Source organism: uncultured Tateyamaria sp. (assembly GCF_947487805.1).
In the GTDB taxonomy this organism is placed as follows: domain Bacteria; phylum Pseudomonadota; class Alphaproteobacteria; order Rhodobacterales; family Rhodobacteraceae; genus Tateyamaria.
On record NZ_CANKXW010000004.1, the window covers coordinates 1 to 18679 of the forward strand.

Sequence of the window (18679 nt, forward strand, 5' to 3'; positions counted from 1 at the left end):
GCAGTGGGTCGCGGGTGACGGCCTTGGGTTGCCCGTCCGCATCGCGGATCAGGTCGCGGTTGTCGTCATAGGCCAGCGAGCCGCTCTGATATATGCCTTGTAGGTGCGAGCGCTCTCGTGCGACTTACATGTTTCCGAAGCAATGTGGAGATTATCGATGAAAAACGCCGCAATCATGACTCTGTTTGCCTCGGCCTTGCCTCTCGCTAGCTTAGCGCAAACAAGTCTCGAAAGTCTCTACACAACAATGCGGTGTGATCAGGCGCTTCCAATGATACTTACTGCAATGAACGATGAGCAAAGTTTCTTCAGCACGACCGAAGCAAGAGAGGTCAAGAGTTTTCTGCTGGGTTTCGGGCTCCTCGCCAAATTTGAACATCCCGACAGTGCCAAAGAGGCCGTCGGAGCCGCTTATGGAGCATTGGTCTTTCATTGTGAAAACGAGCCGTCGCGAACTATTTTTGAACTTGCGGAGCGGCATTTCCGAAATTGACCGGGCTCTTTGGTGCGGGCTGTGCACGCGCCGGTGGGGTTCGAAGGTGAGACTTGCCGCCCCTCGCAAGGTCCCGTGTCAGCAGCGCCAGCGTATGACAAGGGTCGCCTTGCTGTTTGCGCTTCGGTGGGATCGGGGTCAGCGTTTTACTCTGATTTCTGCAGATTTATGATTTGTCTGAATCCTCGGTCCAGTATCGACTGAGAGCCACTTGCGACAAAGCTTTTCAATTCCGTGGTCGCGGCAACCAGCGAAGACAAATCTCTCGGCTTTAACTGCTCGAAGCCGGTTCATCTCACGTGCCATCTCCTTCGGAATGTCTACTACGCGATGACGCTCTTCGCCTCCCCAGGTCATTTCTAACATGTGCTCTGAAGATAACGGCAGGCCAATACGGACCGTCTTGTTCTTGAAGCCCCCGTCACCGCGAAAGGGGCTATGAGTCGCAGGGTCAGTAATCCTTGAGACTGGGCAATCCGAAGTAACTAAGTGCTGTTCTCTGCTTTTACCCACCACCCAACGCATGTTGAGAAGGTGTTCCGCAACCGTTTCGATAGAGCCAAATACTTCTAGGCATGCGTGACGGGGAACATCCAGATAGTAGCTGTCGGTATCAAGAATGAAGTTGCGCATGCTCTTACGTTCTTCAGGTGAAGTTGTCTTGCCCGAATGGGCGTCAAACTCGTTCATTGAAGATTCGAAAGTCTGTTTATGCATCGCTGTGAAGCGGCCAATTTGTTGAAAGAGCTGTGCGGATAGTTCCGCTCCGGCACTTACCGAAACGGGCGTTCCTACACGCTTCTGCACAACGTCTTGCAAATAAGCCATATTTTTCAGGCGTTTTTGGCGACCCCGGCAGGATTCGAACCTGCAACCTGCCCCTTAGGAGGGGGCTGCTCTATCCAGTTGAGCCACGGGGCCGCGCGGGTATTGGGTTAGCGGTCCGGAGCGCGTTTGTCACCCGTTTCCATCCACGCCGCGATACCGTCGCGCTTGAATTCCCGGCTGATTTGGCGGTAACTCGATCCAGAGGTAACTTCGAGGACAGCCATTGACCGATCGCGCCCAACGCCCGCTGACCCTGCGCGATGTATCTGCTGCATCCGGCGTCTCCGAAATGACCGTCAGTCGCGTGTTGCGCAATCGCGGTGATGTCTCCGAAACCACCCGGCAAAAAGTTCTCAAGGCGGCCAAGGACCTTGGTTATGTGCCCAACCAGATTGCCGGATCGCTGGCTTCGCAGCATGTGAACCTTGTCGCGGTGATTGTGCCGTCCCTGTCGAACATGGTGTTTCCCGAGGTCCTGACCGGCATCAACCAGGTGCTCGAGGACACGCCCCTGCAACCTGTGTTTGGCGTCACCGACTATATGCGCGACAAGGAAGAGCGGGTGCTTTACGAGATGCTGTCCTGGCGGCCCTCCGGAGTGATCATCGCGGGGCTGGAACACTCGGACGCGGCCACGGCCATGTTGACCAATGCGGGCATTCCGGTGGTCGAGATCATGGACACCGACGGCAACCCGGTCGACAACATGGTGGGCATTTCCCACCGCAAGGCCGGGATGGACATGGCGAAGGCGATCCTCAAGCAAGGCTACAGCCGGATCGGGTTCATGGGCACATCGATGCCACGCGACCACCGCGCCCGTAAACGGTTCGAAGGGCTGACCGAAGGGTTGGCCAAGGCCGGGGTCGAGATCGAGGCGCGCGACTTTTACGAAGGCGGGTCGGCGCTGGCCAAGGGGCGCGAGATGACCAAGGCCATGTTGCAGGAAAATCCGGACCTCGATTTCCTGTATTATTCCAATGACATGATCGGCGCAGGCGGCCTTTTGTACCTGCTGGACGAGGGCATCGACGTGCCCGGCCAGATCGGCCTTGCCGGGTTCAACGGTGTCGAGTTGCTGCAAGGGCTGCCGCGGCAGCTGGCAACAACGGATGCCTGCCGTCTTGAGATCGGGCGCGCGGCAGCGGAGATCATCCGCGACAAGTCCGGGCCTGACGCGGACCCCACGCCCTCTGTGATCACGTTGACGCCCAAGATTTCCTATGGCGACACGTTGCGTCGCACGATGCGCCCCTGATCCACTATGTTCGTCCTGTCGAACACCGCGGCGCGGCGTGTCTTTCTGGACCGCCATGCGCTGTCTGAAACACCGCAGGGGCTCGCGCGTGGCGCAGACCTGCTTGGCCTGATCGAACGGCTGGGCTTTGTGCAGCTGGACAGCATCAACACCGTGGCGCGTGCACATGACATGATCCTGTTTTCGCGCAGGCCGCGATATCGCCCCAAGGCGCTGCGCACGCTCTATGAAAAGGACCGGGCGCTCTTTGAACACTGGACCCATGACGCGGCCGTGATCCCGTTGCGGTTCTATCCGTACTGGCATCTGCGCCGGGAACGGGACGCGGCGCGGTTGCGGGACAAATGGTCGGAATGGCGGCGCGACGGGTTCGAGGCCAAGTTTCAGCCCGTGCTGGACCGGATCCGCGACCACGGCTCCTGTTGTTCCGGCGATGTCGGCGAGGGCGAGAAACGCGGCTCCGGCGGGTGGTGGGACTGGCATCCGTCCAAGACGGCGCTGGAATACCTGTGGCGCAGCGGTGCCTTGCAGGTTGTGCGGCGCGAGGGGTTCCAGAAATACTATGACCTGACCGAACGTGTGCTGGACCAGACAGCGCAGGGCAATGCACCCGATACCGAGGAAAGCATCGACTGGTGCTGCCGCGAGGCGCTGGACCGTTTGGGCTTTGCCACCCATGGCGAACTGGCGGCGTTCTGGGATCACATCACCCCGGCCGAGGCCAAGGCGTGGTGCACGACTGCGCTGGCGCAAGGGCGCATCATCCAGGTCGGTGTGACAGGGGTGGACGGATCGGTACGCCCCGCCTTTGCCTGGCCCGACCTGCCAGAGGACCCCGCACTGGACCAGCCGCCAACAGGCCGTTTGCGCGTGCTCAGCCCGTTCGACCCGGCCCTGCGGGACCGCAAGCGGGCCGAACGGCTGTTCGGATTTGCCTACCGGATCGAGATCTTTGTGCCTGAGCCAAAGCGGACCTATGGCTACTATGTCTTTCCGCTGATGGAAGGCGACCGGCTGGTGGGCCGCATCGACATGAAGGCGTTCCGCGCCGACGATACGCTGCGCGTGCGCGCCCTCTGGCCCGAACGCAAGGTCCGCTGGGGCAAGGGGCGGCAGGCGGCCCTCGAGGCCGAACTCGACCGCGTGCTGCGTCTGGCCGGTGTGTCGCATCTGGCCTTTGACGATGGCTGGTTGCGTACCCCGATGGAACCCGATTGCGCACCTGTGCAGAACCGCTAGTCTGCCTCCCATGACCCAGACCGACTTTGCCCCCAAGATCCGCTCCGTTGGCCTCAACGGTGTTCTGGTCACGTTCGGGGACAAGGCCACGGATACCGCCAACCGGGCGGCCATCGCTTTTCGCGGTGCGGTCGATGCGGCGGGCTGGGCGGAGGTGCAGGAAAGCAGCAGCACGCTGGTCTCGGCGTTTTTTCGGATCGATCTGGCGACCCATGGTTTCGACACCATCCGCGACAGGCTGGCCGAGGTGTTGTCGGCGCAGGACTGGACCACGGCCCAACTGCCCGAAGGCCGCGCGCTCTGGACCATTCCTGCCGCCTTTGGCGGGGCCCGCGCGCCACAGCTGGGCGAGGCCGCAGAGGCCGCAGGCATGGACGAGGCGCTGGCGCTGGCCGATCTGACATCTGCACGGTTGCGGGTTCTGACACTGGGCTTTGCGCCGGGTCAGCCGTACCTCGGCACGCTGGGTCAGGCGTGGGACATCCCCCGTCAGGTGGGTTTGACACCCAATGTGCCCGCCGGGGCGCTGGTGGCCGCGGTGCGACAGGTGTGCCTCTTTGCCAAGGACACGCCGACGGGCTGGCGCCATGTGGGGCAATCCGCCTTTGCCTGTTTCCGCCCAAACAGCACGACACCCTTTCCGCTGGCCCCCGGAGACGAGGTGCAATTCGCACCCGTGTCCGAGGCCGAACTGGCGCGGATCGAGGCAAACAACAGCGACGGGTCCGGAGGCGCGGACCGCGTGTTGATCACATGAGGGCGCTTGTCGTGCGTCAGGTGGGACCCGGCGTCGCGGTTCAGGATCTGGGCCGTCCGGGGTTTCTGGCCAAGGGCCTGACCCAAGGCGGCGCCGCAGACACCCGCGCCGTGCACGAAGGGGCGGCGCTGTTGCGGCAATCGCCGAACTGTGCCGTGCTCGAAATGGTCGGCACGGGCGGAACCTTTGACGCCACCGAAGACATCCGCATCGCGCTGACGGGTGCGGTGATGACCGCGCAGATCGACGGTGACGCGGTTGCCTGGAACGCAAGTCATCTGGTGCCCAAGGGGGCCGCGCTGGTCATCGGGCCGACGCGGTCTGGCACCTATGGCTATCTGCATGTGGGCGGTGGCTTTGCCACGGCCCCCCTGCTGGGATCGCGCGCAACGCACCAGTCCTGCGGACTGGGCGCGCTGGTCAGCGCAGGTGAGGCCCTGCCGGTTGCAACGGACAAGGGGCGCGACACCGGCATGACCCTGTCACCCGAACCCCGGCTGACTGGCGGGACCGTACGCATCGTGCCCAGCATGCAGACCGAGGATTTCGACCCCGCCATCCGTGCGCTTTTCGAGGCGACCGAGTTTCGCCGCGACCCCCGCGCCAATCGGCAGGGCATCCGCATGGACAGCGACAGCCAGGGGTTCACCAACCCCAAGGCGCTGAGCATCGTCAGCGAGGTCATCGTGCCGGGCGACATCCAGATCACCGGCGACGGCACGCCCTTTGTCCTCATGGCAGAAAGCCAGACCACAGGCGGTTATCCCCGGATCGGCACGGTGCTGCCCTGCGACCTGCCGCGCGTGGCGCAAGCCCCCGCGGGTGCCGCGATCCGGTTCGAATTTCTCAGCCTCGCGGACGGGGCCGCGGTACAGGCCCGCGCCGATGCAGAGCTGCGCAAGCTGCCGCAAACCGTGACCCCGCTGGTGCGGGATCCGGCGCAGATGCAGGATTTGCTGTCATATCAACTGGTGGGCGGTATGATATCCGCCACCGACGCGCCACTGGACGAAGGATGAACACATGCACGTCGATCTGAACGCTGATATGGGCGAAAGCTTTGGTCCATGGACCATGGGCGACGATGCGGCCCTTCTGGACATCGTCACCTCGGCCAACATTGCCTGTGGCGCCCATGCGGGCGACCCGGATGTCATGGCATCCACGATGGGCATCGCGCTGGACAAGGGCGTGGGCGTGGGGTCGCATCCCGGCTTTGCCGACATTCAGGGCTTTGGCCGTCGCCGCATCGATATGCCGATTGCCTCCCTGCAAAACTCGATCCGCTGCCAGGTGGGGGCGACGCTGGGCATGGCCCGTGCACTGGGCGCGCAGGTGCGCCACGTGAAAATGCACGGCGCCCTGGGCAACATGACCTCAGAGAACGAAGAGATGGCGCGCGCCTGCTATGACGCCGCGCTGTCGGCGCATCCCGATGCGATCCTCATGGTGCTGGCCGCCACCGCGCAGGAACGTGCCGCGCGGTCGCTTGGGGCGCGGTTTGCCTGCGAAATCTTTGCCGACCGGGCCTATAATTCCGACGCGACGCTCGTGGACCGTCGCCAGCCCGGTGCCATCATACACGACGCAGAGCTTGCCGGGCGGCGCATGGTCGAGATGGTCAAGGCGCAGGCGATCATCACCGAGGACGGCACCCGGATCGACACACCCATCGACAGCATCTGCTGCCACGGCGACACACCCGAAGCCGTGGACATCGCCGCAAGCGTCCGCCGCACACTCGAGGCCGAAGGGATCGCGGTGCGCACTTTTGACGGGCGCACCGGCTGAGATAACAGAGGTGCGCAGTGAATGCGCACCTACACCAGTTCCGCGTCGGTCATGATTTCGACAAGCGCCGGGCCATCGACGTCCAGCGCCTTTTGCAACGCGGCCTCGATCGCATCCGACGACACGACCTTTTCCCCATGCGCGCCGCAGATCTTGGCAAAGGCGGCAAAGGACGGGTTGTGCAGAGACGTTTCCCACACCGGCCATTCGCCAGATTTCTGTTCCTTGGTGATCTTGCCCAGCTCACCGTTGTGCAAGAGCACATGGGTGATATCCATCCCGTATTTGACGGCCGTGGTCAGCTCCATCGGGTATTGACCAAAGCCACCGTCACCGGAGATCGAAATGATCTTGCGTCCCTTGAGCCAGTCGAAATCCTGCGTCGCCGCCCATGCCCCCATCGCCGCCGGAAAGCCAAAGCCGATGGACCCGAGATAGCCCGACATCAGCACGCGCTGGCCCTTGGTTTCGAAATAGCGGCCAAAGGAGTAAGTGTTGTTGCCCACGTCCACGGCGATGATCGCATCCGCGGGGGCCACGCGGCTGAGCGCGTCAAAGATGGCAAAGGCGTGGATGCCCTTGGCCGTTTCCTCCTCCATGCGGGAACGTTTCTCGCGCCGCCAGATGTCCCAGCGGTCGGCCAGTTCGGCGATCTGATCCGGTGCATCGGCGGGGCGGGACAGCCCACCGTTGATCGCCGCGCAGAACGCGCCGATCTCGGCCCAGATGGGCAGGTCGACGGGGTGGAACTTGCCCAGCTGCATCCGTTCAAAATCGACCTGAATGATCGGCTTGGATGGCTCGATCCCGGTGTGGTTTGAGAACGACGTGCCAAGGGTCAGGATCAGGTCCGCCTCGTTCATGAACCACGAGGCGATGGGCGTGCCGGAACGGCCCAGCACACCAGCGGCATTGGGGTGATCATCCGCGATCAGCCCCTTGCCCTTGAACGTGGTTAGCACGGGCGCGCCCAGATCCACGGCCAGTTTCTCGATGGCCTCCATATGATCCCACGCCCCGTGGCCGATCACCAGAATGGGCCGCTTGGCCCCGTTCAGCATCTTGAGCGCATCGGCGACATCTTCGTCCGACGGCTTGACCACCGCACGGCCCATACGGCCATCCGGCGTGGACGCGGGCGCGTCCGACGGGTTGGTCTGCATGTCATCGGGAAAGATCAGGTGCGACACGTCGCGCTCGACCAACGCGTTCTTCATCGCCAGCGACACCAGTTCGGAATGTTTCGACGTACTCAGCACCGTCTGGCTGAACCGGCTGACCGCATCAAAGGCCGACGCCAGATCGATGTCCTGAAACGCGCCGGGGCCAAAGACCTGCGTCTGCACCTGCCCAGTCAGCGCCAAAACCGGCGCGCGGTCCACTTTCGCATCCCAAAGCCCGGTGAGCAGGTTGGTCGCCCCCGGCCCCGCAATCGTCAGACAACCCGCAGGATGCCCCGTCAGCTTGCCATAGGCCGACGCGGCAAAGGCGGCGGCCCCTTCGTGCCGGATGCCGACATATTTCATCTCGCCCGCCTCGACCCGCATACGGATTGCATCCGCCAGTCCGAGGTTCGAGTGGCCGACCATGCCGAACACGTGCTTGATGCCCCAGTTCACCATGCTCTCGGCCATTTGGTCGGACACGGTGCGCTCATGCGGCGGCTCGGGCTCAAGGCCCACAAAAATCTCGTCGCCCTCTATCTTGAGCGGATAGATCTTCTGCCCGGTATCCTCGTGCCCGCCCGGAGGCGCCCCTGTCAGCGGATCGAAATCCCAGCCGTGCCACGGGCAACGGATCCAGCATTTACCACCCTCGCCCTTTTCGATCGACCCCTCGCCCAGCGGCCCGCGCTGGTGCGGGCAATGGTTGTCCATCGCGGCCCATTGCCCGTCGAAATGCGACAGACAGATGGACACGGTGCGCGCCGTCACGGTTTTCACGCGGCCTTCGGGCAGGTCGCCGGTCTGACCCACGCGGATCCAGTCGAGTTGATCGGTCATGCTACACCTCCAAACGGGACACCCGAGATTTCGGACATGTCCTTTTTCCACGTGGTCAGGTCATCAATATTGAATTTCGACAGGTGATCGTGGCCACAGGCCCGCGCCATCACCTGCATCAACTCGGTCGACGCCTCAAAGAAATTGGCCAGCTGCCGCGCGGATTTCTCGACCACCAGCCGGTTGACCAGATGCGGTTTCTGGCTGGCGATGCCCACGGGGCAATTGTTCGTGTGGCACGCCCGCATCGCGATGCAGCCAATGGCCTGCATGGCCGAGTTCGACAGTGCCACGGCATCCGCGCCCAGCGCCAGTGCCTTGATGAAATCCGCCGGTTTGCGCAGCCCGCCGGTGATCACCAGCGACACGTCATGCCGCTCCAACCGGTCCAGATGCGCGCGGGCACGGGCCAGCGCGGGGATCGTCGGCACCGAGATATTGTCGCGGAAGATAATCGGGGCCGCGCCGGTCCCGCCGCCACGCCCGTCCAGAATGATATAGTCGACGCCGACCTCAAGGGCCGCATCGATATCCTTTTCGATATGCTGCGCCGACAGCTTGTACCCCACCGGGATACCCCCCGTCCGGTCGCGCACCTCGTCGGCGAAATCCTTGATCTGCGCCGGGTCGGTCCAATCCGGGAACCGGGGCGGTGAAATCGCGTCTTCACCCTCGTTCAGGCCCCGAACTTCGGCGATCTTGCCATGTACCTTGTTGCCGGGCAGGTGTCCGCCTGTGCCGGTCTTGGCCCCCTGCCCGCCCTTGAAGTGGAACGCCTGACACTTCTGTACCTTGTCCCAGGAAAACCCAAACCGCGCCGACGCCAGTTCGTAGAAGTAGCGCGAGTTCGCCTCCTGCTCTTCGGGCAGCATCCCGCCCTCGCCCGAACAGATACCCGTCCCGGCCAGTTCGGCCCCACGCGCCAGCGCGATCTTGGCTGGCTCCGACAGCGCGCCATAAGACATGTCGGACACGAACAGCGGGATATCCAGCTTCAGCGGTTTCTGCGCATTCGGGCCGATCACCACTTCCGTCCCAACCGGATCGTCGTCCAAGAGCGGCGGCTTGTGCAGCTGCGCGGTCAGCAACTGGATGTCATCCCAATCGGGCAATTGCACGCGCGGCACGCCCATCGCATCGACCGCCCCGTGGTGGCCCGTCTTGGACAACCCGTCGCGGGCGTATTGCCTGATCAACCCGGCATAGGGTTCTTCCTCGGTGCCATGCGCGGTGTCGGCATAGAGGCCCAGATAGGCGTCGCGGTTGAACGGCTGCGGGTTGGCGTGGCCCCATGCGTTGACCTCATCGGCATCGACACAAATGTCGTCGCCCTCCAGCCAGCTCTTGAACTTGGGCAGCGCCTCTTCATTGGCGTATTCGCTGACCCCGCTATCGAGCCGATAGTCCCAGTCGTGCACCCCACAGATCAGGTTGTCGCCGCGCACAAACCCGTCCGACATCAGCGCCCCGCGATGCAGACACCGCCCGTAAAACACCGATATGTCATCGTCAAAACGGACAACGACAAGGTCCACCTCGCCGACAATGGCATAGGCGGGACTGCGGTCCGGCAGGGTACTGAGTTGGGCAACTACGTGTGGTGTCATAAAGGCGTCCTGAATTGAAGTTCGCCGCCAACCTGACACATGCCGACCGGGAAATCACTTCACAATATTCGCGCCTTACACGGATCAGAGCCTCAGATCGCTCTGATCCTGATCGAAAACGGATTTCATGTCGAACAGCACGCCCTGGTCTGTCAGTTGTGCCCTCAGGGCGTCCGCGCCCCCGGCCACGAACGCGTCGTGCGCCACGGCGAGGATGACCGCATCATACGCCCCCGTCGCCTGCGGCATTCGGGGCAGTAGATTGATGCCATATTCGCCCTGCACCTCGTCTGCGTCAGCCCACGGATCATGCAGGTCGACCGACAGGCCATAGCTCGCCAACTCGCCCAGCATATCCACGACCTTGGTGTTGCGGATATCGGCGCAGTTTTCCTTGAACGTGATGCCCAGCACCAGAACCCGCCCGCCGTGCACGCGGGCCTCGCGGCGGATCATCGCCTTGATCAGCAGGGACACCGCGTGCCGCGCCATCCCGTCGTTGATCTCGCGCGCCATGCGGATGATGTCCGGGATGTGGCCTGCGCTGATCGACTTGTGCACAAGGTAATAGGGGTCCACGCCGATGCAGTGCCCGCCCACCAGACCCGGCGACAGGCGGTTGAAATTCCACTTGGTCGCCGCCGCATCCAACACTGCCGCCGTATCCAGCCCCAGATGCGAAAAGATGATCGACAACTCGTTGATCAGGGCAATGGACACGTCCCGTTGCGTGTTCTCGATCACCTTCGACGCCTCGGCCACGCGGATGGACGGGGCCAGATGCGTGCCCGCCGTGATGATCGTGCGATACAGCGCGTCAATCACCACCCCGGCCTCCGGCGTCGATCCCGACGTGACCTTGCAGATCTTGGTCAGCGGCCGCGCCTTGTCGCCCGGATTGATCCGCTCCGGGCTGTAGCCGGCGTAAAAGTCGGTGTTCAGCACCAGACCCGACCCCGCCTCGACCAGCGGCAGGCAATCGTCCTCGGTGGCGCCGGGATAGACCGTGCTTTCGTAGATGACGATGTCACCCCGCTTGATCACCTGGCCGATCGCCCGCGATGCCGAAAGCAACGGCCCAAGGTTAGGCTGGCGCTGGTTGTCGATGGGGGTCGGCACGGCGACGATATAGACGTTGCAGTCCGCGATATCGTCCAGCGCACTGGTAAATGTCAAATGCGCGGCGGCGCCCAGATCGTCGACCTCTCCGGTGCTGTCCGTCCCGGCACGCAGCTCCGCCACACGCCCCGCATCCAGATCGTAGCCAACCGTGGCGCGCTGTGTCCCGAAGGCCACCGCCAAGGGCAACCCGACATAGCCCAGCCCGATCACGGCCACGCGCATATCATCCAGGGCAGGAAGGGGGGCAGCAGTCATCGCGGGCACCTGTTCATTGCATTACGCTTGCCTAACCGCGCAGGCAGGCAGGCGCAATATGAGGGTGCCGCGCCCGGAATGAAGGGGTCGGCACGCACAAGTTTGCGAGCGCTACGGCCCAAAGACCGCCTTGAACCGGTCGACACAGGCCCGAAACCCCGCCTCAAAGTCGCCATTGCCGGGGTGATAAACGCTCTCGAAACTGATCACGCCCTCGTAGCCATCCGCATGCAGCGCATCGGCCATGGGCGCAAACAGCGGCCCCAATTGCCCCTGCCCCATCTCGCGTACCTCAAGTGTGGCGCGGGGTGTATCCACCTGCACGTCCTTGATGTGCACGTGGCCCAGATACCCGCCGCGCAGCTCTTCGTACCCATCGGGATAGGCCAGTTCGTGACACCAGCAATTGTTGGCCGGATCCCACAGCACCTTTAGTGCGTCGCGCGCGTCCAGCTCATCAATCAATCGCCGCGCGGTGTAGTTCGAATTGACCATCGTGCCATTGCCCGTCTCAACCACCAGCGTGACACCCTCGGCGCGGGCCAGATCGACAGCCGGGGCGATCATCGGCGCCATCGTGTCCCACGCGCCATGGGCCACGTTCCACTTTTCCGCACCATGCGACCCCCACAGAATCTGCTCCTTTTTCTGGGTCATGATGCGCACCAGCGGACTGCCCACGACATGCGCCATGTCGATCACCCGTTTCAGAGCATCCATGTGCTGCATGTGCAGCGCGTCGCCCGCGCGATTGGCGCTGGTGGTCCCGGCAAAGATATGGCGGCTGAGGCAGGACACCGGCTTGCCGCGATCACGCAACAGCGCGTCGATCTCGCGGATTTCGCCTGCGCTGTGATCGCCCACCTCGGTATCGCCGACGAATTGCAGCTCCGCATAGTCCAGGCCAAACTCATCCATCACATCGACGGCATGGGCCAGATCGCGGCTGATCCCGTCGGTAATGACCCCCAGCTTCATCGCGTCACCTTGGCCGCGTCACGGTGCAGTTCCGCGCCCACGATCTCTTCGATCACCTGCGTGCAGGTCCAGTTGTCACCGTCGGGATAGCGTGTGCGTCCGGCGTGAAACACCTGCATCGCCGACGCCGCCGTATGGAGCGGCACGCCCAACTCCTCGCCCAAGGCCATCGAGATCGTCAGATCCTTGTGCATGGTGTTGATATGGCTGCCCGTGCCCTCAAACTGCCGGTCGATGATCTTTTCCAGCGCGTTGTTCACAACCCCGCACCCCGCGGATGAGGTCGAAAAGACATCGAGGATCACCTGCCCCGGCACGCCCGCCTTGGCCGCCAATGCCGCGGCTTCGAACGTCGCCGAAAACTGGGCACCGATCAGCGATTGCAGGCACGCCTTGACCGTCTGACCATCGCCCGCATCTGTGCCGACACGGTGGATATTGGCTGACACCGCCTCCATCACGGGGCGGGCGATGTCCATCGCGGTATCGGTCCCCGCCGCCATCATGGTGAGCGTACCCGCCTGCGCGCCCGGAAACCCGCCCGATACCGGGCTGTCGATCAGGTGCAGGTCTCGGCCCGCAAGACCTTGGGCAATCGCCCGCGCCTCGGCCGGTTTCACCGTCGCGGTCAGCAGGATGACACCGCCCGGCGCCATCGTCTCGGCCAGCCCATCGGGGCCAAGGATTACCTCATGCGCCTCCGCGCCCTTCATCACCATGACGAACACGGCCTGCGCGTTGCGGCCCACCTCCGCCGTAGACGCCCCCGTATGGCCGCCCATCTTTTCGAACGCGCGCTGCCGGTGGTCCAGCAGGTCACGGCCCCATGTCTCAAATCCATTTGCGATCAGGTTCTTGGCAAGCCCGCTGCCCATGTCACCCAATCCGATCACACCAACTGACGGCATCAGCTGCTCCTCTTTGTGGTCCGTTTTCAGGGTGGGGTTTCACGTCATGCGCGGACGCCGAGCAGGTCCAAAAGACACCCCCTGCCCTATCGCGGCGCGCACTGCGCGCGCGTCCACGCTAGCACAAGATCGCCGCAAGACGAGCGTTTATTCGATGTCCACGGGCGTGCCGGCGCGGGCGGCGATCTTGATCGCCTCGATCACCTGCACCGCGCGCAATCCGTCCGCCGCCGACACGAGCGGCGCGGCCTTGCCCAGGATCACTTGCGCGAAATGGCCGATCTGCGCGGCCAGCGAATCCGCCAGCGGCAGGGGTACGCGCGTCTGATCGATCGGCGCCCACCAATCCGGCCCCTCAGCCTGCGACCATACGGTCAGGTTTGGCAACGCCAGAGACCCCTGCCGCCCCCCGATCAGATAGGCGGATTGATCCGTTTTGGGATAGGCCGGGTTTTCCCCCGCCGTCAGTTCCCAGCTCCACGGCCCCAGCGCCACATCCGACAGGTTCAGCGTGCCCAGCGCACCGCTGGCAAAGCGCAGGATCGCCACGCTCACCTCCTCCGCTTCGGCCCCGCGCACCGCGTTGCTTTCCAAGGCCTGGACCTGCGCAATCGGACCACACAGGTGCAACAACACATCGACATCATGGATCAGGTTGATGAACAGCGGCCCGGCCCCCGCCCCCTGCCGCCACGCCGCGTCGTAATAGTGGTCCGGCTTGGGCAGCCAGCACTGCCCATGCACCGTCGTGATCTGCCCCAACCTCCCCGAGGCGATGATCTCATGCGCCTTGGCAATGATCGGATTGTGCCGCCGGTGATGCCCGACCAGCACGGGGACACCCGACTGCGCAGACGCCGCCACGATCTCCGCCCCTTCGGCGGCGGTCCCGGTCAGCGGCTTTTCGATCAGCATGGGCGTGCCCAGCCCGATCAACTCCATTGCCATGGGCGCATGCAGCGCATTGGGCACGGCAAGGATCACCCCGTCCGACATCCCGGCCAGTTCCGCCAGACTGCCCGCGCGCGGCCATGGGCCATCCTCGACCACCGGGTCGAACACCGCCGACAGTTGGACACCGGGCGCACGTTCAATCGCGGCGATATGCTGCGTGCCGATCAGCCCGGCACCGGCCACCCCGACCCGGATCATGCCAGCGCCGCCATGATGCCACGCAGTTCGGCCAACCCGCGCATACGACCGATCAGCGGATAGCCCGGCAGGCTGTCGCGGGTACGGTCGGTCAACAGCTCTTGCCCGTGGTCGGGCCGCATCGGAATGGTGTGATCCGCGCGCCCCTCGGCCCGGCGGCGCGTCTCCTCCGCCATCAGCGCGCGCAGCGTCGCGACCATGTCCGTGTCCCCCTCCAGATGCGGCGCCTCAAGGAAACTGGCCCGCGCGGGGTCCGGCGACGGCAACCGCTTGGTGTTCCGCAGATGCGCAAAATGGATGCGCGGCCCCAGCCGCCGGACAAACTCCACCGCGTCAAAGAACGGGTCCACCCCCATCGACCCGGTGCACAATGTTGCCCCGCTGGACGGCAGATTTACCGCCTCCAGCACATGCGCATAATCATCCGTTGTCGACATCACCCGTGGCAAACCCAGCAGGGAAAACGGCGGATCATCCGGATGACAGCACAGGCGCATCCCAAGCGCCTGCGCGTGGGGAGCGACCTCCCCCAGAAAGTCGATCAGGTTCTGCCGTAGCTGCGCGGGCGTGATCCCGTCATAGGTCGCCAGACGCGCCCGTACGTCATCCAGCGTCCATCCATCATTCGCCCCCGGCAGGCCCGCGATGATCGTGCGCGTCAACTGCTGCCGCGCGGCGTCGTCCAGCCCGGCATGGACCTGGCCCGCCTGCACGCGCACCACCTCCGGATAGTCTTCTGCCGCGCCGGGCCGTGCGAGGATATGCAGATCAAAGGCCGCAAAGGTCGGCAGATCAAACAGCATCGCCGTCCCGCCATGGGGCTGCGGCGCGCGCGTCTGCGTCCGCGTCCAGTCGAGGATCGGCATGAAGTTGTAGCACACCGTTTCGATCCCCTCGGCGGCCAGCGACGTGAGACTCGCCTTATAGGCCTTCAGATGCGCGGCCATATCCGCACCTTGCGTCTTGATCGTCTCGGACACCGGCAGGCTCTCCACCACCTCCCAGGTCAGACCTGCCGCCGCGATCATGGCCTTGCGCTCGGCAATCGCAGCGCGCGGCCATTCGACCCCCGGCGCGAACACGTGCAGGGCCGTCACAACGCCGGTGGCCCCGACCTGCGGCAGGTCGGACAGCTGCGTGGGGTCGTCCGGTCCAAACCAGCGCCAGCATTCGATCATGGGTGCCATCCTTGTGTCATGGGGTGCGCGTCCGGCAGGGGCAGATCTACATGCGCCTTCGTACGGTGAGATGTGTAGATCGCAGTGACCAGAGCAACCGACGCCGCCCCAGCGTCGAATGTCACCGCGCTGTTGGGCTGCCCGGCAAGCGCGCGCGCGACGTGGTCCAGAAACCCCGCAAAACCCGAAGGTGTACCGGCACAGTCCGCGACGATCCCGTCCACCTGCGCCTGCATCGCCAGGTCCCGCGCCTCGAACCGCCATGTGCCCTCGGCCGGGGCATAGGGCACCGTGCCAGAGGTCGCCGTCAGATGTTCGTAGACCAGCCGCAGCCGCGTTTCATCCGTCGCACTGCCCAGCGTGACCGAACTGGTCGCCAGCGCGCCGCCCGCGAGTTCGAACAGGATGGCGGCGGTATCGTCGGTCTCGATCGGGTTCACCAGAGTGCCCAGCCGCGCCGTCAGCCCCGTCACCGGCGCCATCACATGCGACAGCAGGTCATGCGCGTGGATCGCGTGGCCCAGAACCGCGCCGCCCTGCTCTCCTGCCCAGGTGCCGCGCCACGGCACGGCATAGTAATCGGCCCCCCGGTTCCAATGCGTCTCCAGCGACGCGGCGCGTGGCGCACCCAAAAGCCCCGCCTCTCGCAGCGCAGCGAGCGCCGCAAAAGCTGGCCCAAACCGGTACTGGAAGACCGGAAACACCTGCCGCCCCGCCGCCAGTGCCGCCGCGCGCATCTGCGCGATCTGCGCCATCGACGTGGCCAGCGGCTTTTCACAGATCACATGCTTGCCCGCCTCCAGCGCGGCCACCGTGACCGGCGCATGCATATGCGGTGGCAGGCAGATGTCGATCAGGTCCACATCTGCGACCAGCGCGTCCTCGATCCCTGTCAGGCCGGTGATGCCGCCCGTGCACAGGGCCGCGCACCGCTCTGCATCCTGATCCACCAGATGCGTGACCTCGAACCCCGGCAGCGCGCGGTAGGCGTCCAGATGCTGCGCCCCGATGCCGCCGCCAAGGATCGCAACACGGATCATCGCGCCGCCCCCTCGGCCATGGCCTGCGCGTCCAGCGCCAGTTCCATCACGTGGAAACAGTGATCCTGCGTCATCGCGGTTTCCGTCCGGTGGGCAATGTCATGTGCCAGCCGCTCGAAATAGGGCAAGCCCGCCTCGCGCGCGTCGAGCACCTCGCATCGGTCGCCATTCACAAGGATCACGCTGTCGGTGCCCGCACGCCCGCCCACATCCACATATTTGCGCAGCTCGATATACCCATCCGTCCCAAGCAAGGTCAGCCGCCCGTCACCCCAGTTGGGAAGCGCATCGGGCGTGTACCAATCCACGCGGATATACCCGCTGGCCTGCGCGCTGCGCAGCGACATCTCTCCGAAATCCTGCAATCCGGGGTCACCGGGATTGGCGTGATTGGCCACATGGGCCATCGTCACCTCCGCCCGTTCGGACCCGGTAAAGTGCAGGAACTGATCGATCTGGTGCGAGGCGATATCGGTCAATACGCCCCCGTACCGCGCGCGGTCAAAGAACCAGTCGGGCCGCGTCGGACGGTTCAGCCGGTGCGGCCCAAGGCCCGTCGTGTGCACCACCCGCCCGATGGCCCCGTCGCGCACCAGTTGATCGGCCAGCGTGACGCTGGGCACCTCGAACCGTTCGGAAAAGTTGATGGACCAGATGCGCCCCGTCTCGGCCACACAGGCCCTGATCTCCGCCAGTTGCGCATGAGTGGTGCAGCCGGGCTTGTCGGTCATCACGTCGTGCCCGGCTTGCATGGCACGGACCGCCAGCGTGGCCCTGTCCGCCGGAATCGCCGACACCAGCGCCAGATCCGCCCCCGCCGCCAGCGCCGCGTCCAGCGTGTCGAACCGGTGCAGATCGGGGAACCGTTTGACATAGCCCGCCAGCGGCTGCGGATCGCCTTGGGTCCAGAACCCAAGGCACCGCGCGCCGATGCGCTGCATGTTCTCGGTCATGCCATAGATATGGCGGTGATCAAGGCCAAGGGCCACAAAGCTCAGGGTCATGTCGGCACCTCGGTACGGGCGCCGCTGCGGGCCGCCTCTTGCATGGCATGGATGACGGCGTGCACGTGCAGCGCCTCGTCCGGCGGGGCAAGCGGCGCGCGGCCTGCGCGCACGGCACCTGCAAAATCCTCGATCACCGCCTGATGCCAGGCGTGGGTAAAGGCCATCGGATCGGCCCCGCCCCCCGTGGCACCCGCACCCTCGGGCGCGATGACTTCTGCCGGGCGGTCGTGCCAGTCGATGCGCAACCTGTCCCCCTGCAACAGCACCTGCGCCCGCGTGGTTGTGATCGCAATGCTCTCCGTCCCACCGGGATAGGCGCAGGTCGTGGCGCTCAGAACCCCGGTCGCGCCGCTTTGGAACTCCAGCATCGCGGCGGCGATGTCCTCGGCCTCCAATCGGTGCAGCGTGCTGGTCCGCATCTGCGCGCTCAGCCGCGCGACCGGCCCCGCCAGCCAAAGTGCGAGGTCCAGCGTGTGGATCGCCTGGTTGATCATCACACCACCGCCATCCCGGTCATAGCTGCCGCGCCCCGGCACATCGTAATACGCCTGATCGCGCCACCACGGCACCCGGATGTCCAGATGTACAACCTCGCCCAGCGACCCATTGCGCAGCCGCGCGCGCAAGGCCGCTGACGCGTCCCGCGTCCGGTGCTGGAAACAGAAGCCAAGCGGCACATTGCGCCGGGCATACACGTCCACGACCATACGCGCCGTATCTAGGGTCCGCTCAATCGGTTTTTCCATCAATGTGGGCACGCCCGCCTCTGACAGCGCCGCAGCCTCAGCCATACGCGCATTGGGCGGTGTGATCAGGATCGCCATATCCGGGCCGTGCGCCAAAGCCGCGTCAAGGTCCGTGAACGCCACCACCTGCTGCCCCACCGTGTCCGACGCCGCCGCCGCAAACGCCGCCGTCCGGTCCGCATCACGCCCCAGCACAGCGCCCAGCTGAGGCCCGCCCTGCGCATCACGCAACGCCAGAACATGGGTCTGCGCCACCATCCCCATCCCGATCAGCAACACCTGCATTTTCGTCCTCCCGGATGCCAGATTGGCGGCAT

General features: G+C 64.4%; 17 protein-coding genes and 1 tRNA gene. 6 read left to right on the forward strand and 12 right to left on the reverse strand.

Annotated elements, in window-relative coordinates; translation table 11 throughout:
- Positions 1–157: 157 nt before the first annotated feature.
- Positions 158–493 (forward strand): hypothetical protein, encoded by a 336-nt coding sequence (locus Q0949_RS11225; protein WP_299371824.1) that lies wholly within the window; start codon positions 158–160, stop codon positions 491–493.
- A 138-nt stretch (positions 494–631) separates the two neighbouring features.
- On the opposite strand, the gene Q0949_RS11230 is transcribed toward Q0949_RS11225, so the two are convergent.
- Entirely contained in the window at positions 632–1321 is a 690-nt protein-coding gene (locus Q0949_RS11230; protein ID WP_299371827.1) for a DUF4238 domain-containing protein, read from the reverse strand.
- Between the two features lie 16 nt (positions 1322–1337).
- Positions 1338–1414: transfer RNA gene (locus Q0949_RS11235), tRNA-Arg, on the reverse strand.
- A gap of 130 nt (positions 1415–1544) precedes the next feature.
- Between Q0949_RS11235 and Q0949_RS11240 the strand changes: the two genes are divergently transcribed.
- The 5 genes from Q0949_RS11240 to Q0949_RS11260 are packed head-to-tail and all read left to right on the forward strand — an operon-like array spanning position 1545 to position 6366.
- The gene (locus tag Q0949_RS11240) at positions 1545–2579 is read left to right on the forward strand and encodes a LacI family DNA-binding transcriptional regulator (protein WP_299371830.1); all 1035 of its coding nucleotides are present in this window, start codon (positions 1545–1547) and stop codon (positions 2577–2579) included.
- 6 nt (positions 2580–2585) lie between these two features.
- Positions 2586–3818 (forward strand): crosslink repair DNA glycosylase YcaQ family protein, encoded by a 1233-nt coding sequence (locus Q0949_RS11245; RefSeq protein ID WP_299371832.1) that lies wholly within the window; start codon positions 2586–2588, stop codon positions 3816–3818.
- Between the two features lie 10 nt (positions 3819–3828).
- A complete protein-coding gene (locus tag Q0949_RS11250) occupies positions 3829–4575 on the forward strand; it encodes a carboxyltransferase domain-containing protein (protein ID WP_299371835.1) in 747 nt (248 codons plus the stop codon).
- A complete protein-coding gene (locus Q0949_RS11255) occupies positions 4572–5594 on the forward strand; it encodes a biotin-dependent carboxyltransferase family protein (protein ID WP_299371838.1) in 1023 nt (340 codons plus the stop codon). The genes Q0949_RS11250 and Q0949_RS11255 overlap by 4 nt, the downstream gene beginning before the upstream one ends.
- Positions 5595–5598: 4 nt before the next feature.
- Positions 5599–6366 (forward strand): 5-oxoprolinase subunit PxpA, encoded by a 768-nt coding sequence (locus Q0949_RS11260; protein ID WP_299371841.1) that lies wholly within the window; start codon positions 5599–5601, stop codon positions 6364–6366.
- Positions 6367–6395: 29 nt separating this feature from the next.
- Here Q0949_RS11260 and Q0949_RS11265 read toward each other — a convergent pair whose 3' ends face one another.
- The 10 genes from Q0949_RS11265 to Q0949_RS11310 all read right to left on the reverse strand — a co-directional run bounded on the left by Q0949_RS11265 (position 6396) and on the right by Q0949_RS11310 (position 18647).
- Positions 6396–8369, reverse strand: a complete 1974-nt coding sequence (locus Q0949_RS11265; protein WP_299371844.1) for a thiamine pyrophosphate-binding protein — start codon at positions 8367–8369, stop codon at positions 6396–6398.
- Complete coding sequence (locus tag Q0949_RS11270; RefSeq protein ID WP_299371847.1) at positions 8366–9976, reverse strand: glutamate synthase-related protein; 1611 nt, start codon at positions 9974–9976, stop codon at positions 8366–8368. The genes Q0949_RS11265 and Q0949_RS11270 overlap by 4 nt, the downstream gene beginning before the upstream one ends.
- A gap of 84 nt (positions 9977–10060) precedes the next feature.
- The gene (locus Q0949_RS11275) at positions 10061–11353 is read right to left on the reverse strand and encodes a nucleotide sugar dehydrogenase (protein ID WP_299371850.1); all 1293 of its coding nucleotides are present in this window, start codon (positions 11351–11353) and stop codon (positions 10061–10063) included.
- 111 nt (positions 11354–11464) lie between these two features.
- Positions 11465–12331, reverse strand: coding sequence for a sugar phosphate isomerase/epimerase family protein (locus tag Q0949_RS11280; protein WP_299371853.1), 867 nt, complete (start codon positions 12329–12331; stop codon positions 11465–11467).
- Positions 12328–13239 carry an NAD(P)-dependent oxidoreductase gene (locus Q0949_RS11285; protein ID WP_299371856.1) on the reverse strand — a complete coding sequence of 304 codons (912 nt, stop codon included), beginning with the start codon at positions 13237–13239 and terminating at the stop codon, positions 12328–12330. Before Q0949_RS11285 ends, Q0949_RS11280 begins: the two co-directional genes overlap by 4 nt.
- Positions 13240–13386: 147 nt before the next feature.
- Entirely contained in the window at positions 13387–14391 is a 1005-nt protein-coding gene (locus tag Q0949_RS11290) for a Gfo/Idh/MocA family oxidoreductase (protein ID WP_299371859.1), read from the reverse strand.
- Positions 14388–15569 carry a mannonate dehydratase gene (gene uxuA, locus Q0949_RS11295; RefSeq protein ID WP_299371862.1) on the reverse strand — a complete coding sequence of 394 codons (1182 nt, stop codon included), beginning with the start codon at positions 15567–15569 and terminating at the stop codon, positions 14388–14390. Before uxuA ends, Q0949_RS11290 begins: the two co-directional genes overlap by 4 nt.
- On the reverse strand, positions 15566–16609 hold the full coding sequence (locus tag Q0949_RS11300; protein ID WP_299371866.1) for a Gfo/Idh/MocA family oxidoreductase: 1044 nt from the start codon (positions 16607–16609) through the stop codon (positions 15566–15568). The genes uxuA and Q0949_RS11300 overlap by 4 nt, the downstream gene beginning before the upstream one ends.
- Positions 16606–17613, reverse strand: a complete 1008-nt coding sequence (locus tag Q0949_RS11305) for a Gfo/Idh/MocA family oxidoreductase (protein ID WP_299371868.1) — start codon at positions 17611–17613, stop codon at positions 16606–16608. Before Q0949_RS11305 ends, Q0949_RS11300 begins: the two co-directional genes overlap by 4 nt.
- Complete coding sequence (locus Q0949_RS11310; RefSeq protein WP_299371871.1) at positions 17610–18647, reverse strand: Gfo/Idh/MocA family oxidoreductase; 1038 nt, start codon at positions 18645–18647, stop codon at positions 17610–17612. The genes Q0949_RS11305 and Q0949_RS11310 overlap by 4 nt, the downstream gene beginning before the upstream one ends.
- Positions 18648–18679: the final 32 nt, after the last annotated feature.

Bases quoted from the DNA above. Each gene is read 5' to 3' on its own strand.
- Q0949_RS11300 (WP_299371866.1), bottom strand. From the start codon at position 16,609: ATGATCCGTGTTGCGATCCTTGGCGGCGGCATCGGGGCGCAGCATCTG.
- Q0949_RS11255 (WP_299371838.1), top strand. From the start codon at position 4,572: ATGAGGGCGCTTGTCGTGCGTCAGGTGGGACCCGGCGTCGCGGTTCAG.
- Q0949_RS11250 (WP_299371835.1), top strand. From the start codon at position 3,829: ATGACCCAGACCGACTTTGCCCCCAAGATCCGCTCCGTTGGCCTCAAC.
- Q0949_RS11245 (WP_299371832.1), top strand. From the start codon at position 2,586: ATGTTCGTCCTGTCGAACACCGCGGCGCGGCGTGTCTTTCTGGACCGC.
- Q0949_RS11270 (WP_299371847.1), bottom strand. From the start codon at position 9,976: ATGACACCACACGTAGTTGCCCAACTCAGTACCCTGCCGGACCGCAGT.
- Q0949_RS11260 (WP_299371841.1), top strand. From the start codon at position 5,599: ATGCACGTCGATCTGAACGCTGATATGGGCGAAAGCTTTGGTCCATGG.
- Q0949_RS11280 (WP_299371853.1), bottom strand. From the start codon at position 12,331: ATGAAGCTGGGGGTCATTACCGACGGGATCAGCCGCGATCTGGCCCAT.
- uxuA (WP_299371862.1), bottom strand. From the start codon at position 15,569: ATGATCGAATGCTGGCGCTGGTTTGGACCGGACGACCCCACGCAGCTG.
- Q0949_RS11230 (WP_299371827.1), bottom strand. From the start codon at position 1,321: ATGGCTTATTTGCAAGACGTTGTGCAGAAGCGTGTAGGAACGCCCGTT.
- Q0949_RS11285 (WP_299371856.1), bottom strand. From the start codon at position 13,239: ATGCCGTCAGTTGGTGTGATCGGATTGGGTGACATGGGCAGCGGGCTT.
- Q0949_RS11265 (WP_299371844.1), bottom strand. From the start codon at position 8,369: ATGACCGATCAACTCGACTGGATCCGCGTGGGTCAGACCGGCGACCTG.
- Q0949_RS11290 (WP_299371859.1), bottom strand. From the start codon at position 14,391: ATGATCCGGGTCGGGGTGGCCGGTGCCGGGCTGATCGGCACGCAGCAT.
- Q0949_RS11275 (WP_299371850.1), bottom strand. From the start codon at position 11,353: ATGACTGCTGCCCCCCTTCCTGCCCTGGATGATATGCGCGTGGCCGTG.
- Q0949_RS11310 (WP_299371871.1), bottom strand. From the start codon at position 18,647: ATGCAGGTGTTGCTGATCGGGATGGGGATGGTGGCGCAGACCCATGTT.
- Q0949_RS11305 (WP_299371868.1), bottom strand. From the start codon at position 17,613: ATGACCCTGAGCTTTGTGGCCCTTGGCCTTGATCACCGCCATATCTAT.
- Q0949_RS11225 (WP_299371824.1), top strand. From the start codon at position 158: ATGAAAAACGCCGCAATCATGACTCTGTTTGCCTCGGCCTTGCCTCTC.